This is a genomic window from Streptomyces carpinensis, assembly GCF_002154505.1.
In the GTDB taxonomy this organism is placed as follows: Bacteria; Actinomycetota; Actinomycetes; order Streptomycetales; family Streptomycetaceae; genus Streptomyces; species Streptomyces carpinensis.
Genome location: NZ_MUBM01000237.1, coordinates 1 through 14,065 on the forward strand (window position 1 = coordinate 1; position 14,065 = coordinate 14,065).

Here is a 14,065-nt window from a genome sequence, read left to right on the forward strand (position 1 = left end):
GCGGTAGGGGGGTGGGTGCGGGTGTGTCGTGGGGTTTTCGCGCCTCCGCCGCCCCTGCCCGTCCCTTCCCTCAGGGGCAGCGCCCCTGTGGTCCCACCAGGGGCACTGCCCCTGGACCACGGTCTGCCTGAACGGCCTCGTCCTCGAACGCCGGACGGGCTGGAGATCCACCCTCGCTCGGAAAAGCCCTGGGCGGGCTGAAGAGTCATCCCCTCGCTCAGAAGGTGGCCCGGATCTCCCCCACCTCGCGGCCTCCGCCCAGCAGTGGGGCGTGGCCGATCCGCTCGATCACCGGGGCGTCCACCCCCATCAGCGTCAGCGCACGGGCCAGCACCGGGCCCAGCGCCCTCACCGCGCCGTCGTCGACCTTGAAGGCCAGGGCCCGGCCGTCCGGCAGGGCGACCGCCTGGACCGCCTCCGCACCCACCTTGGACAGGGTGCCGGGGACCTCGCGCATCAGCCAGGTGTCATGGCGGCGGGTGCCGGCGACGTACTCGGGATGGGCGCGCATGGCGTCGGCGACACGGCGTTCGGCCGTGCCCGGCGCCGCGAGGACGCAGGAGCGGTAGGCGCGGGCCAGGCCCGTGAGACTGATCGCCATCAGCGGCGCGCCGCAGCCGTCCGTGCCCACCGCCGCCACTTCCTCGCCCGCCGCTTCCTCCACAACCCTGTGGATGAGCTGCTGCAACGGGTGCTCGGGGTCGAGGTACGTCTCGAGCGGCCACTTCCGCAGCGCGCACGCCGCCAGCATCGCGGTGTGCTTGCCGGAGCAGTTCATCGCCACCCGGTCGCGCCCCGCCCCGGCCGCCAGCCAGGTCTCCCGCTCCTCCTGGTCCAGCGGCAGGTCCGGCGGGCACTGCAACTGCTCGGGGGACAGGCCGTGCTCTTCGAGCATCTTGTGGACCAGATCGCGGTGGAAGGGCTCCCCCGAGTGGCTGGCCGCAGCGAGCGCGAGCCGCTCCCCGGCCAGGTCCAGGCCCGCCCGCAGCATGCCCGCCGCCTGCATGGGCTTGTTGGAGGAGCGCGGGAAGACCGGCGCCGTGACGTCCCCCCACGCCTGCTCGACCGCGCCGCCCGGGCCCAATATCACCAGGCTGCCCCGGTGCCGCCCCTCCACGAATCCGGAGCGCACCACCTCGGCGAGGACGGGGGAGGCGGCGGGCGGGACCTCGGACGCTGAGCAAGCGGGGGACACGGACATCGGCGATGGCCTTCCGGAGACGACGAGCAGGAACGCGGGGCACGGGGAGTCGTGCCCCGCGCGGGCCCGGGGTCGCCACGGCCACGGCGTCACATGAGCAGGTCGTCCACCTGTGCCTCGCCTTCACGGTACCTGCGGGCGATCTCCCCGCTGCAGCCGTCGGCCGTGCGCTGCAACTGCTGCCGGCGCCTTGACACCTGCTGCTCGCACCGCACGAGCCGCCCCATCGCCGCGCCCAGCTCCAGGTCGGTGCGGGCGTCCAGGTCCGACAGCTCGACCTCGGCGAGCATCTCGGCGGCCAGCCGCCGGTACTCCTCGCTGTGCGGGGTGCCCAGCGTCACGTGCCGTGCCGACGAGCGCTGCCGGGCGGGCGCGTCCTTGAGGATCTCCGCGAGCCGCTCGACGACGGACGCCTGCCCGCTGTCCACGACGGCGGCGAGCCCGGCCGCCGACCCGCGCCCGGCCGCCGACCCGCGCCGGGCCAGCTCCGCGCGCAGAATGTCGATCCGCCCCTGCAGCAGCCGCCGTACGTAACTCAGGTCGGCCTCGTCCCGCTGCGCCTGCCGGCGCAGGGCGCGCAGCTCGGGCAGGGTGGGCACGGCCAGGTCCGGCTCCGGCGGGCCCATCGGCAGCGCCGGGTCCACGGGCGCCGACGGGTCCGACGGCAAGGGCGGGCTGTCGGTGCGCTGCACCGGCGGCCGATGGGTGGTCTCCGCGATCGCCGCCCGCAAGGGCGGGACCGCTCCGGGCTGCGCCTGCTCTTCGGTACTCGATGTGCTCATGCGCCTCAACCGTCCCCTCGACCGGCGCCTACGGAAGCATCGTGCCACCCCGAGTGGCCAGTATGTGACTGAGTGCCCCTGATCAGCCCCAGATGGGGGGTTACGAAGCAGAAAGAAGCACGATATGGACGCACCCGCAGCACCACGGACATCCGCTGTCCCAACCCGCTGCGGACAGCGCTCGGCCGCCCGGCATGATGGTCGGCATGCGTGCAGTGGTGCAGAGGGTGGACGGCGCGAGTGTCGTCGTGGACGGCGAGACGGTGGGGGCCATCGAGGGCGAGGGGCTGTGCGTCCTGGTCGGGGTCACCCACGAGGACACCAAGGAGAAGGCGGCGCAGCTCGCCCGCAAGCTGTGGTCGATCCGCATGCTGCACGACGAGAGGTCGTGCAGCGACACCGGTGCCCCGCTGCTGGTCATCAGCCAGTTCACGCTCTACGGCGACGCCCGCAAGGGCCGCCGCCCCACCTGGAACGCGGCGGCCCCCGGCGAGGTCGCCGAGCCGCTCGTCGAGGAGGTGGTCGCCCAGCTGCGTTCGCTGGGCGCGACGGTGGCGACGGGCCGGTTCGGCGCGCGGATGCGGGTGTCGCTGACGAACGACGGCCCGTTCACCGTCCTGCTGGAGATGTGAGCGGGGTCCTGGAGAGGGCCGGCTACGGCTCCACGACGACCTCCTGGGCCGCCGCCGTGTCTCCCGCCACCAGGCGGGCGTCCACCGGGACGTTCCGCTTGACCAGGGCGAGGGCGACCGGGCCGAGCTCGAAGTGGCGCGCGGAGGTGGTGACGACACCGATCTTGCGGCCGTCGGGCCCCTCGTCGGCCAGGCGGATCTCGGTGCCGTGCACCGGCAGGTGCACCTCGCTGCCGTCCAGGTGCAGGAAGACCAGGCGGCGCGGCGGCTTGCCCAGGTTCTGCACCCGGGCCACGGTCTCCTGCCCCCGGTAGCAGCCCTTCTGCAGATGCACGGCCGTACCGATCCAGCCCAGCTCGTGCGGGATGGTGCGGTGGTCGGTCTCGAAACCGAGCCGGGGGCGGTGCTGCTCGACGCGCAGCGCCTCATGGGCGAGGATCCCGGCGGGCGGCCCGGCCTGCTCGGCGTAGGACTCCAGGTCCGCACGGGGCAGGAAGAGGTCACGGCCGTACGCCGTCTCCCGTACGACGGCCTCCTTGGGCACCTCGGCGATCGAGCCGGCCGGCAGGTGCACGACGGCGAAGTCGGCCGTCCGGTCGGCGACCTCGACCCGGTAGAAGAACTTCATCGACTCCAGGTACGCGATCAGCGCCTCCTGGGTGCCCGGCTCCACGTGGGCCCAGACCGTCTCGCCGTCGTCGACCAGGTACAGCGCGTGCTCGATGTGGCCGTGCGCGGACAGGATCAGCGCCTCGGTCGCCTGGCCGGAGGGCAGCTCGCTGACGTGCTGGGTGAGCAGCAGGTGCAGCCAGCTCAGCCGGTCCTCGCCGCTCACGGCGACGACACCGCGGTGCGAGAGGTCGACGAAACCTGTGCCGTCGGCGAGGGCGCGCTGCTCGCGGAACAGGTCGCCGTAGTGGGCGGCGACGCCTTCGTCCACGCCCTCGGCGGGGACGGCGCCGGGCAGGGACAACAAGGGGCTCTTCATGAACCCAAGCCTACGACTCGGTATTTGAACTCTCGACGGCCGAATCCGCCGGCGCCTTGTGCCCGCACTTCTCGCACCGGCCGAAGATCGCGAAGTGCTTCATGTCCGTGTCGAAGCCGAACTGCTCCCGCAGCTTGGCGGTGAACTCGGCGGCCACCGACAGGTCGGCCTCGATGACGTTCGTGCAGTCCCGGCAGACCAGGTGGATGTGGTGGTGCCGGTCCGCCAGGTGGTACGTCGGCGCTCCGTGCCCCAGATGGGCGTGGCTGACCAGCCCGAGCTCCTCCAGGAGCTCCAGGGTCCGGTACACGGTGGAGATGTTGACCCCCGACGCGGTCTTCCTCACCTCACCGAGGATGTCGTCGGGGGTCGCGTGCTCCAGGTTGTCCACGGCTTCGAGCACGAGTTGCCGCTGCGGGGTCAGCCGGTAGCCACGCTGCCGCAGGTCAGTCTTCCAGTCGGTGCTCACCACACTGAAAGTCTAGGACCACTCGCCGCACGGCCTACTTGAAGAAGGCGATGCCGTCGTCGGGAAGGTCGTCCGGAAGGGCCTTGGCCCAGCGCTCGACGTCCTCCGGCGTGACGACCTTCTTCAGGTGCGCGGACATGTAGGGGCGCAGCTCGACCTCGGGGGTCTGCTTCTCGCCGACCCACATCAGGTCGCTCTTGACGTAGCCGTACAGCCGCTTGCCGCCGGTGTAGGGGGCGGAGGCGGCGGTGCGCGCCACGGCGTCCGTCACCAGGTCGATCTGCGGCTTCTTCTCGGCCATCTCGCCGTACCAGATCTCGATGACGCCGTCGTCGCGGGTCATCGTGACCTCGACCTTGCGGTCGCCGTCGATCCGCCAGAAGCCGGACTCCGACTCCAGCGGCTTCACCTTGTTGCCGTCGTTGTCCAGCACCCAGGTGTGGGAGTGGTACTCCAGGAAGTCCCGGCCGTCGTGGGTGAAGGTGACCTCCTGGCCGAAGTTGCACTTCTCGGCGCCGGGAAAGTCGAAGACACCCGCACCGGCCCAGTCACCGAGCAGGAAGGCGAGGGGGACGAGGTCCTTGTGGAGGTCGGACGGGATCTCGATCATGAGCGGCGTTCCCTGTTCGGATTCAGCGCTGGCCCTGGTACAGCTTCTTCACGGTCAGGTAGGCGAAGGCGAGGACGCCGACGCAGACCAGGACCAGCAGGGTTTCGAAGAAGATCTCCACGGGGTGCTCCTTGTTGAGCGCGGTGCGGTACGTACACAGGGCCGGACCCCAGCTTAGTCGGCCGGGGTCCGGCCCTCTTCCCGAGGTGCGCCCTCGTCCGCTCAGGCGAGCAGCTCGCTCTGCAGCGTGCCCGTCTGCCGGAACGGGACGGCAAGGGCGTCGCCCTTGCCGGACTGGACGATCACGGCGAGCACGTCACCGGCACGGAGGTAGGCCTGGCGGACCCGTTCGGTGCCGTACGGCCTGGCCTCGGCGTACGCGTACCGCTCGACGCCGCGCACCATGGCCGCGGCCGGAAAACCGTCGTCGGTGACGGACTTCCCGGGTCCCCGCACCGGGTACTTCGGCTCCTCAAAGGGGGCAAGGTCGGTGCGCAGGTCGCCGGCAACGGCGGTGTCGAACTGGAGCAGGTAGATCCGCGTGCGCGTGCCGTCGGAGGCGGTCCATCCGCGGTCGGTGATGTGCCGACGTCCCAGTTCGGTCAGCTGCCCCGCGACCTCCTCCCCGTCGTCCTCGTGGGCGTACTCCTTCACGAAGTCCTTCGTCGCCAGCCAGCCGTCCACACCACGCAGTGCCTTGTCCTGTGTCGCGCCCGCGGGCGCGGGCAGCACCGGGGCACGCAGGTCGGCGTAATGCGCACCGGCCTTGTTCTCCTGGACGAGGGGACCGGGACTGCCGGAGGGCAGAGGCGGCTTGGTGAGCGTCGGGTAGTCCCAGCGCCCGTCGGACTGCGTGGCCAGCCCCGGTACGTCGTGGAGCGCCTGTGAGCGACAACGACCCCGGGCAGTCCCAGCCGACCGGTCCCGTGCGGCCGGAACCTGCCCCCGCGCAGATTCCGTATGCGCTGCACAGCAGACTCATGGGTGACAGACGAAGTTGTACGGGCGTGACTACGATTCCGGCATGGCGAAGAAGCTCGTGATCAAGGTGACGGCGGGGGCGGACGCCCCCGAGCGGTGCTCGCAGGCGTTCACGGTGGCGGCGGTGGCCGTGGCCAGCGGTGTCGACGTCTCGCTGTGGCTGACCGGGGAGTCGTCGTGGTTCGCGCTGCCGGGCCGGGCGGCCGAGTTCGAGCTTCCGCACGCGGCCCCGCTGCCTGACCTGATCGACTCGATCCTCGCGGCCGGCCGGATCACCCTGTGCACGCAGTGCGCGGCCCGCCGGGAGATCACGGAGAAGGACGTGATCGAGGGCGTGCGGATCGCGGGCGCGCAGGTCTTCGTGCAGGAGGCGCTGGGCGACGAGACGCAGGCACTCGTCTACTGAGGACCGCGGGCGTCCGGCGGTGCCGGGGGCCTCAGGGGCCGGGCGATCCTTGGGGACCGCAGGCGCCTAGTGGCGCTTCTTGCCGTCCAGCTCGTCCCACCACTCGTCGGACTTCGGGTCGCCGGAGGGATCGTCCCACCAGCGGTCGTCGGGACCGCGCCGGTTGGCGACCATGGCGGCGGCCGGCGGGATCACCATCGCGAACAGGCACATGCCGACCGCCGCGGGAACCGACCAGATGCGCACGACGCCCCACGCCAGGACGAACAGCGTGATGCAGGTGCCCATCATGACGAAATACGCGTGGCGTCGGCGTGCGTACATGACTCCAGAGTAGGTCCGGAAGGGCCGCACCGGTATGCCGAAGGGCCGCACCCCAGGTGTCCAACCCGAGAGGTGCGGCCCTTCCGCGGTCCCAGTGGTCCGAGGGGCCTCAGACCGCGATCGCGACCTCCGCGAGACCGCCCTGCTGGGCGACGACGGTGCGGTCGGCCGTACCGCCGGGGACGAGGGCGCGCACGGTCCAGGTGCCCTCGGCGGCGTAGAACCGGAACTGGCCGGTGGCGGAGGTGGGGACCTCCGCGGTGAACTCGCCGGTCGAGTCCAGCAGGCGGACGTAGCCCGTCACCGGCTCGCCGTCACGGGTCACCTGGCCCTGGATCGTCGTCTCACCGGGCTTGATCGTCGAGGCGTCGGGGCCGCCGGCCTTCGCTCCACACATGTGCTTCTCCAGAGGTCAGATAGGTCGGTCGGGGCTGCTTACTTGCCGGAGCCCAGCTCGATCGGCACGCCCACCAGGGAGCCGTACTCGGTCCAGGAGCCGTCGTAGTTCTTGACGTTCTGCACGCCCAGCAGCTCGTGCAGGACGAACCAGGTCAGCGCGGAGCGCTCACCGATGCGGCAGTAGGCGATGGTGTCCTCGGCCAGGTCGACGTTCTCGTCGGTGTAGAGGGCCTTCAGCTCCTCGTCCGACTTGAAGGTGCCGTCGTCGTTGGCGTTCTTCGACCACGGGATGTTCTTGGCGCTCGGCACGTGGCCGGGACGCTGCGACTGCTCCTGCGGCAGGTGGGCCGGGGCGAGCAGCTTGCCGGAGAACTCGTCGGGCGAGCGGACGTCGACCAGGTTCTGCGCGCCGATGGCCTTCACCACGTCGTCACGGAAGGCGCGGATGGAGGTGTCCTGCGGCTTGGCCTTGTACTCGGTCTTCGCGCGCTCGGGCACGTCCGTGCCGTCGACCAGCTCGCGGGCGTCCAGCTCCCACTTCTTGCGGCCGCCGTCGAGAAGCTTGACGTTCTCGTGGCCGTAGAGCTTGAAGTACCAGTAGGCGTAGGAGGCGAACCAGTTGTTGTTGCCGCCGTAGAGGATCACCGTGTGGTCGTTGGCGATGCCCTTCTCCGACAGGAGCTTCTCGAAGCCGTCCTGGTCGATGAAGTCACGGCGGACCGGGTCCTGCAGGTCCTTGGTCCAGTCGATCCGGACCGCGTTCTTGATGTGGTTCTTGTCGTACGCGGACGTGTCCTCGTCCACCTCGACGATGGCGATGCTCGAATCGTCCAGGTGCTCCTGCAGCCAGTCGGCGTCTACCAGGACGTCGCTGCGGCTCATGCTCAATCTCCTCCGGGGCAGTTACGGCGGGGCGTGCGAGTGCGAGGGGGCGCGCCGGTACGCGATGACTGTGGGACGCCGGCGTACGGGGCGCACGGACGGCCCCGGGTCAGGTGCGGGGCCGGCGACACGGGAGACGGAGCTCCCGCTCAGAAGGGGCGACAGAGCATGGCGGCAACGCGGCACAGGTCTACTGCCCGCCGCTTCGTGAGATCCGCCTGTCGCTTCATGTGCCCGATCGTAGGGAGGGACGGGCGGCCATGTCACCGGGGTGTCGCATGATGAGATGCGATCGTCCGCAATGTGGGACCGGAGCGCCGCCGGGGCCGTCCGCGCGCGGGGCCCGGCGGGCGGGCTCCGCCGCCGCATCTGCGCTGCGGACGAGGGCGTCTCGCCAGTCGGACGCTACTGGGCCAGCCTGACGTTCGTGCCCTTCACCGTGATCTCCACGCCGTCCTTGGCCGCCCGCACCGAGTCCAGCCTGATGTCGCCGGGCAGCTGGTCGATGACCTGCTGGAAGTCGGTGATCGACCGGAACCGGCTCTCGATCAGCTGCACGCCCGCGAGCCTGGGCAGGGCGTCGGCGTGCACCTGCACCTTGTCGTCCTGAACGGTGACCGAGCTGAGCACGGAGATCGGCTTGGGCAGCAGGGAGAACTTGACGGCGACCCTGATCTTGCCGTTGCCCCCGTCCGACAGGCCCACCACCTGGGCCGTGATGCCGAGGCCGACGTCGGTGGGCTCGGACTTGGCGGCCTTCAGCAGCTCGTCGTAGCCGATGGTCGCGGTGCCGGTGGCCCTGTCCGCGGTGGCGGAACTGTAGTCGCCGGAGAACTTCACGCCCTTCATGTCGGCCTTGAGGTCGTCGATGCGGATCTTCTCCGTGCCCTTGCCCGTGGCCGCCTCGTAGTCCTTGATGCCGACCTCGACGTCGTCCAGCCTGCCGCTCGCCAGTTGAGTGAGGAACGGGAAGCCGTTGATGGACACGTCCGGGGTGCTCGCCAGGTTCTCCGTGGTCCTGAGCTTGTCGGCGGCCTCGCCCTGCGCGAAGTGCACCGCCACCCGGTCGACCACGACGAACAGCACGCCGAGGATCACGACGACGATCAGCAGTACTCGCAGCGCGCGCATCCGTGTCTCCCCCAGCTCGGCGGCCCAGGACGGCGACGGCCGGATGACCGCCCATCGCGAGCGTAGCCCTCCCCGGAGGCCGGGCCGGGAGTTTGTCGATCAGCTGTGACAGGGAGCCGGGTCGGAGGCCGACCCGGGTGTCCGGTCGGCCTCCGGCAGGTGTCCGCCAGGAGTCCGGTCAGCCCAGCGCCCGCCCCAGCACCCACACCGCCGGCGCCGCCGCCGCCAGCGGCAGGGCGACTCCGGCCGTGAAGTGCACGAAGCGCGAGGGGTAGTCGTAGCCGGCCGCGCGATGCCCGATCAGGGCGCACACCGCCGCGCCCGCGCCCAGCAGCGCGCCCTTCGCGCCCAGACCCGTCATGCCGCCGGCCGCGATGCCCGCGCCCGCCGCCGCGAGCAGCGAGACGACCACGGAGGCCGCCGTCGGCAGCGGCAGCGCGCGCGCCAGGACGGCCACGGCGACCGCCGCCGCGCCGACCGCGACCGCGTCGGTCCCGCCCGCCAGGTAGCCGGTCGCGAGGATCGCCAGCGCCGCCGCGGCGACCGTCGCCATCAGCCCGTACATCCGCTCGTCCGGGTCGGCGTGGGAGCGCAGCTGCAGGACGAGGGAGAGCAGTACCCACACCCCGAGCGTGCCCAGGATCGCCGCGGGCGCGTGCTCGCGGCCCGCGCCCAGCACCGCCGCGTCCGCGACGAGCGCGCCCGCGAAGCCCAGGGCGATGCCCTGTCGGGCGGGCCACATGCCGTTCAGCCGGAACCAGCCGGCGGCCGTCACGGCCTGGAGCACCACGAGCGGCACGACCAGCGCATACGTGCCGATCTGCGCCGCACCGGCCAGCAGCAGCCCCAGCAGGGCGGTGAGCGCGGCCGGCTGCATGCCGGGCTCGATGATCGGCGAGCGGCCCTCGGCGCGGGCCCGCTGGGCATCGGTGACACGGGCGTTGCCGCCGAGGGTCGCGGGACCGTAGGCGGGCTCCCCGGCCTCAGGCGTGCCCGCACCGGCGTGGGCCGCCGGGGCGGCCGTGGCGGAAGGGGCGGGGGCCTGGGCGCCGTAGGGGTCGGACGCGGGCGCCGGAGCCGGCTCGTGGTGCCCCATCGAGGGCAGGTAGGCCGTCTGCGCCGCCGGCTCGGCCGCCGCAACGAGGGGCTGGGCATGGGTCTGGGTGTCCCACGTCTGCCCCTGCCACTGCTGCGTGTACTGCCGGCCGGCGTGCGGGTCGTCGTACCCCTGCTGCTGCCCGGGCCACCCCTGCGGCTGCTGGTGCTGCTGGGCCTGCGGGGGCTGGGCCTGGTGAGCCTGCGGGTGCTGATGGGGCTGGGGCTGGGCGTACGGCTGCGGCTGCTGCGCGTACGGGTCGTACCCCTGGTACGGGTTCTCGCGCGAGCCCTCGTAGGAGCCGTCGTACGGAGACCCCTCATACGGCCGGTCGGTCATCGCTCACCCTCCTGCGAACGGGGGGAGCACCTCTACCGTGCCGCCCTCGGTCAGCCGTACCGTCTCGTGATCGCGCGTTCCCACGGGGTCACCGTCGATGAGGAACGAGCAGCGCAGCAGGACGCGGGCGAGTTCGCCCGCGTGGCGCTCGCGCACCGCGTCGAGCGCCTCCGCCAGCGTCTGCGCCTCGTACGGCTCCTCGGCGACCCCGGCCGCGGCCTTCGCCGCCGCCCAGTAGCGCACCGTGACCTTTGCCATCCCGTCCCTCGAGTCATTCGGCAATGAACAGGGAAAGGCTAGCCCGCCTGTGCCAGGGCCCAGCGCCCGATGCGGTGCAGGAGCTCGTCGGCGGCGGCGTTCTCGGCATGGCCCATGCCGGGCTCCAGCCAGAGTTCGCCGTGGTCACCGGCGGCCGTGGCCAGCATCCGGGGGTGGTCGAGGGGGAAGTAGGCGTCCCGGTCGCCGTGCACGATCAGCAGGGGCGCGGGCGCGATGCGCGGGACCGCCTCGGTCGGGGACAGCGGGACGGGGTCCCAGTCGCGGTGGTGGATGCGGGTGCGCAGCCCGTAGCGGCTCAGCAGGCGGCCCTCGGGGCGCATGACGAGCCAGTGCAGCCGGCGCATGGGGGCCGTGCCCCGGTAGTACCAACGGGCGGGGGCGCTCACGGAGACCACGGCGTCCGTCCGCGCCTCCGCACGCCCCTCCGCGCGCTCCCCGTAGCCCTGGTCCGTGCCCCCGTCCCGCTCGCCGTACAGAGCCTCCTGGCCCTGGTCCTGTACGCCGTACAGCGCCGCGTGCCGCAGGACCACCGAGCCGCCCATGGAGAATCCGACGGTCGTCACACGGGCGTGACCGAAACCGCGCGCCCAGGCGACCGCCGCCGCCAGGTCCAGCACCTCCCGGTCGCCCACCGTCGACCGTCCCCCGGAGGCCCCGTGGCCGCGGAAGGAGAACGTGACGACGGCCCCGTACCGGGCGAACACCCGCGCCACCCGGCGCACGTGCGGCCGGTCCAGATCGCCGGTGAAACCGTGTGCGATCACGAACACACCGCCGGCGCCGTCCCCGGCCGCCCCGGCGGCGCCACCGGCCGCGGCCTCGGCCGCGCCCGGTTCGTACACGGCGTCGATCGCCACCCCGTCCGCCGTGCGCAGGAACCTCCTGACACGTGTCCGCGACGGCGTCTCAGACTCCGGGACGATCGTCGAACGCGCCACATGACCTGCCGAATCCGAGCTCATGTCGGCTATTCTGCTTGGAAGAGGACTCGGGCAGCGCAGCCCCCGGGTCCTTTTGTGCTTTCGGAAGCGTTGTATACGACGCGGGAAACCGCAGGTGTACGGGTCGTCGATCGCACAGCGGCCACCGAGGCCGCGGCGGGTCCCAGGGGCGCGGGATTCGCACCACCGAAGAAGCAGTGCCGCACACTCCGCCACGGCTGAACGCGTGGGCGGTATCCCCACCGCCGGGACCGAGGAGGAACCAGAGGCCATGGACGAGCGAACCGTGCACGAACATACGACCCAGGCAGGTGGGGCGCGATGAGTTCACTGTTGCTCCTGACCAACGCCCTCCAGCCGTCCGCGGAGGTGCTCCCCGCCCTCGGCCTGCTGCTGCACAACGTGCGGGTGGCCCCCGCGGAGGGTCCGGCCCTCGTGGACACCCCGGGCGCCGACGTCATCCTGGTCGACGGGCGGCGCGACCTGCCGCAGGTGCGCAGCCTGTGCCAGCTGCTGCGCTCCACCGGCCCCGGCTGTCCGCTGATCCTCGTCGTGACGGAGGGCGGCCTGGCGGCCGTCACCGCCGACTGGGGCATCGACGACGTGCTCCTGGACACCGCCGGCCCGGCCGAGGTCGAGGCGCGGCTGCGGCTGGCCATGGGCCGCCAGCAGATCACGGGCGACGACTCGCCCATGGAGATCCGCAACGGCGACCTGTCCGTGGACGAGGCGACGTACAGCGCCAAGCTCAAGGGCCGGGTGCTGGACCTCACCTTCAAGGAGTTCGAGCTGCTGAAGTACCTCGCGCAGCACCCGGGGCGCGTCTTCACCCGCGCCCAGCTGCTCCAGGAGGTCTGGGGCTACGACTACTTCGGCGGCACGCGGACCGTCGACGTCCACGTACGGCGGCTGCGCGCCAAACTCGGACCCGAGCACGAGTCGCTGATCGGCACCGTACGGAACGTCGGCTACCGGTTCGTCACTCCCGAGAAGACCGACCGCGCCGCGGACGAGGCCAAGAGCAAGGCCAAAGGCGGGGAAGCCGGGCCCGATCCGGACGACATGGGCTCCGGGGCCGCCCCTGTCCCGGCGAAGGCCCGGACGGAGGCCTGAAGCCCAGGCTCGGCGGGCGCGTGCCCGGAGGCGGGATGGGAGCGCGCCCAGGCCCTCGGGGCCCTGAGCGCGGGCCGAAGCCGGGCCGTCGGCGCGCCCGGGGGCGTGCCGGGCATCGCGCCCGCACATCCAAGCTCTGATACGCCCTGCCCCGAGCGGGTCCATCCGCGTAGACTCCGCGCGTGGCCAAGGTGACTCGGGACGACGTGGCGAGACTGGCGGGTACTTCCACCGCCGTGGTCAGCTATGTCATCAACAACGGACCCCGGCCGGTCGCCCCGGCCACGCGCGAGCGCGTCCTCGCCGCGATCAAGGAACTGGGGTATCGGCCCGACCGGGTCGCCCAGGCGATGGCCTCGCGCCGCACGGACCTCATAGGCCTGATCATCCCGGACGCCCGCCAGCCCTTCTTCGGGGAGATGGCGCACGCGGTCGAGTGGGCCGCCGCCGAGCGCGGCAAGATGGTCCTGGTCGGCAACACCGACTACGTCGCCGAGCGCGAGGTCCACTACCTGCGCGCCTTCCTCGGCATGCGGGTCTCCGGCCTGATCCTGGTCAGCCACGCGCTGAACGACCTGGCAGCCGCCGAGATCGAGGCCTGGGACGCCCGGGTGGTGCTGCTGCACGAGCGGCCCGAGGCCATCGACGACGTGGCCGTGGTCACCGACGACCTGGGCGGCGCCCAGCTCGCCGTACGCCATCTGCTGGAGCACGGCTACGACTACGTCGCCTGTGTGGGCGGTACGGCCGAGACGCCGGCCGTGGGCGACCCGGTCTCCGACCACGTCGAGGGCTGGCGGCGCGCCATGGCCGAGGCCGGCATCCCGACCGAGGGGCGCCTGTTCGAGGCGCCGTACAACCGCTACGACGCCTACCGGGTCGGCCTGGAGATCCTCTCCGGTCCCGACCGGCCGCCGGCGATCTTCTGCTCCACGGACGACCAGGCGATCGGCCTGCTGCGGGCGGCGCGGGAGCTGCGCATCGACGTGCCGGGCGAACTGGCGGTCGCCGGGTTCGACGACATCAAGGAGGCGGCGCTGGCGGATCCGCCGCTGACCACGGTCGCCTCCGACCGCTCGGCGATGGCCCGGTCCGCCGTCGACCTGGTGCTCGACGACGGGCTGCGGGTCGCCGGATCGCGCCGGGAGCGGCTGAAGGTGTTCCCGAGCCGGCTGGTGGTCCGGAAGTCCTGCGGCTGCCGGTAGCCTCGGTGGCGGGCGGTTCCCGCGGCCTTCCCCGGCGCTTCCACGAGCGTCGACCGGGTGGGGCCGCGACCGTCGATCGCCCTGGTCGGGGCCGTCCTTATATCGGGCATACGAGGTTCTGTCGGGCTTCTCAGCCCTGACTCAGGAAGCTCTCATGATCCCGGGACACTCTCATTGACATGACCGAGAGCTTCCGCCGCAGCGGCGCCTACGAGTACCCCCAGGGTGACGGGCAGGACCCGTTCACGTACCGGCAGCAGGACGTCCCCTCCCCGGCGAACCCGGAG

At 71.9% G+C, this 14,065-nt stretch carries 18 protein-coding genes; 4 read left to right on the forward strand and 14 right to left on the reverse strand.

The window, feature by feature from the left end; genetic code table 11:
- Positions 1–217 precede the first annotated feature (217 nt).
- Both BZY54_RS29695 and BZY54_RS29700 read right to left on the reverse strand, forming a co-directional pair.
- Complete coding sequence (locus BZY54_RS29695) at positions 218–1,201, reverse strand: asparaginase (RefSeq protein ID WP_086728421.1); 984 nt, start codon at positions 1,199–1,201, stop codon at positions 218–220.
- 89 nt (positions 1,202–1,290) lie between these two features.
- Positions 1,291–1,983: an RsiG family protein gene (locus BZY54_RS29700; protein ID WP_107419849.1), complete on the reverse strand. Its 693-nt coding sequence runs from the start codon at positions 1,981–1,983 to the stop codon at positions 1,291–1,293.
- Between the two features lie 206 nt (positions 1,984–2,189).
- Here BZY54_RS29700 and dtd point away from each other — a divergent pair, with 206 nt between their 5' ends.
- Positions 2,190–2,615, forward strand: a complete 426-nt coding sequence (gene dtd / locus BZY54_RS29705) for a D-aminoacyl-tRNA deacylase (protein ID WP_086728435.1) — start codon at positions 2,190–2,192, stop codon at positions 2,613–2,615.
- A 22-nt stretch (positions 2,616–2,637) separates the two neighbouring features.
- Here dtd and ygfZ read toward each other — a convergent pair whose 3' ends face one another.
- The 4 genes from ygfZ to BZY54_RS29730 all read right to left on the reverse strand — a co-directional run bounded on the left by ygfZ (position 2,638) and on the right by BZY54_RS29730 (position 5,414).
- Positions 2,638–3,603 (reverse strand): CAF17-like 4Fe-4S cluster assembly/insertion protein YgfZ, encoded by a 966-nt coding sequence (gene ygfZ / locus BZY54_RS29710; protein ID WP_086728422.1) that lies wholly within the window; start codon positions 3,601–3,603, stop codon positions 2,638–2,640.
- Positions 3,604–3,613: 10 nt separating this feature from the next.
- On the reverse strand, positions 3,614–4,075 hold the full coding sequence (locus BZY54_RS29715) for a Fur family transcriptional regulator (protein WP_086728423.1): 462 nt from the start codon (positions 4,073–4,075) through the stop codon (positions 3,614–3,616).
- Between the two features lie 31 nt (positions 4,076–4,106).
- Entirely contained in the window at positions 4,107–4,682 is a 576-nt protein-coding gene (locus BZY54_RS29720) for a heme-binding beta-barrel domain-containing protein (protein WP_086728424.1), read from the reverse strand.
- A gap of 222 nt (positions 4,683–4,904) precedes the next feature.
- On the reverse strand, positions 4,905–5,414 hold the full coding sequence (locus BZY54_RS29730; RefSeq protein WP_244217396.1) for a hypothetical protein: 510 nt from the start codon (positions 5,412–5,414) through the stop codon (positions 4,905–4,907).
- Between the two features lie 292 nt (positions 5,415–5,706).
- On the opposite strand from BZY54_RS29730, the gene BZY54_RS29735 reads away from it, so the two are divergent.
- Positions 5,707–6,069 carry a DsrE family protein gene (locus BZY54_RS29735; RefSeq protein WP_086728426.1) on the forward strand — a complete coding sequence of 121 codons (363 nt, stop codon included), beginning with the start codon at positions 5,707–5,709 and terminating at the stop codon, positions 6,067–6,069.
- Between the two features lie 66 nt (positions 6,070–6,135).
- On the opposite strand, the gene BZY54_RS29740 is transcribed toward BZY54_RS29735, so the two are convergent.
- The 8 genes from BZY54_RS29740 to BZY54_RS29775 form a co-directional block, all read right to left on the reverse strand.
- Positions 6,136–6,393, reverse strand: a complete 258-nt coding sequence (locus tag BZY54_RS29740; RefSeq protein WP_086728427.1) for a DUF3099 domain-containing protein — start codon at positions 6,391–6,393, stop codon at positions 6,136–6,138.
- 109 nt (positions 6,394–6,502) lie between these two features.
- Positions 6,503–6,790, reverse strand: a complete 288-nt coding sequence (locus tag BZY54_RS29745; protein WP_004986406.1) for a DUF1416 domain-containing protein — start codon at positions 6,788–6,790, stop codon at positions 6,503–6,505.
- 38 nt (positions 6,791–6,828) lie between these two features.
- On the reverse strand, positions 6,829–7,674 hold the full coding sequence (locus BZY54_RS29750) for a sulfurtransferase (protein WP_086728428.1): 846 nt from the start codon (positions 7,672–7,674) through the stop codon (positions 6,829–6,831).
- Positions 7,675–7,823: 149 nt separating this feature from the next.
- Positions 7,824–7,904 carry an Ms5788A family Cys-rich leader peptide gene (locus BZY54_RS55600; RefSeq protein WP_350751515.1) on the reverse strand — a complete coding sequence of 27 codons (81 nt, stop codon included), beginning with the start codon at positions 7,902–7,904 and terminating at the stop codon, positions 7,824–7,826.
- Between the two features lie 175 nt (positions 7,905–8,079).
- Positions 8,080–8,805, reverse strand: coding sequence for an LmeA family phospholipid-binding protein (locus BZY54_RS29760; RefSeq protein WP_086728429.1), 726 nt, complete (start codon positions 8,803–8,805; stop codon positions 8,080–8,082).
- 178 nt (positions 8,806–8,983) lie between these two features.
- Positions 8,984–10,240 (reverse strand): hypothetical protein, encoded by a 1,257-nt coding sequence (locus BZY54_RS29765; RefSeq protein WP_086728430.1) that lies wholly within the window; start codon positions 10,238–10,240, stop codon positions 8,984–8,986.
- A gap of 3 nt (positions 10,241–10,243) precedes the next feature.
- Complete coding sequence (locus BZY54_RS29770) at positions 10,244–10,498, reverse strand: MoaD/ThiS family protein (RefSeq protein ID WP_086728431.1); 255 nt, start codon at positions 10,496–10,498, stop codon at positions 10,244–10,246.
- A 38-nt stretch (positions 10,499–10,536) separates the two neighbouring features.
- The gene (locus BZY54_RS29775) at positions 10,537–11,481 is read right to left on the reverse strand and encodes an alpha/beta hydrolase (RefSeq protein ID WP_086728432.1); all 945 of its coding nucleotides are present in this window, start codon (positions 11,479–11,481) and stop codon (positions 10,537–10,539) included.
- A gap of 300 nt (positions 11,482–11,781) precedes the next feature.
- Between BZY54_RS29775 and BZY54_RS29780 the strand changes: the two genes are divergently transcribed.
- A complete protein-coding gene (locus tag BZY54_RS29780; protein ID WP_244217397.1) occupies positions 11,782–12,573 on the forward strand; it encodes a response regulator transcription factor in 792 nt (263 codons plus the stop codon).
- A 182-nt stretch (positions 12,574–12,755) separates the two neighbouring features.
- On the forward strand, positions 12,756–13,778 hold the full coding sequence (locus BZY54_RS29785) for a LacI family DNA-binding transcriptional regulator (RefSeq protein WP_086728433.1): 1,023 nt from the start codon (positions 12,756–12,758) through the stop codon (positions 13,776–13,778).
- Positions 13,779–14,065: the final 287 nt, after the last annotated feature.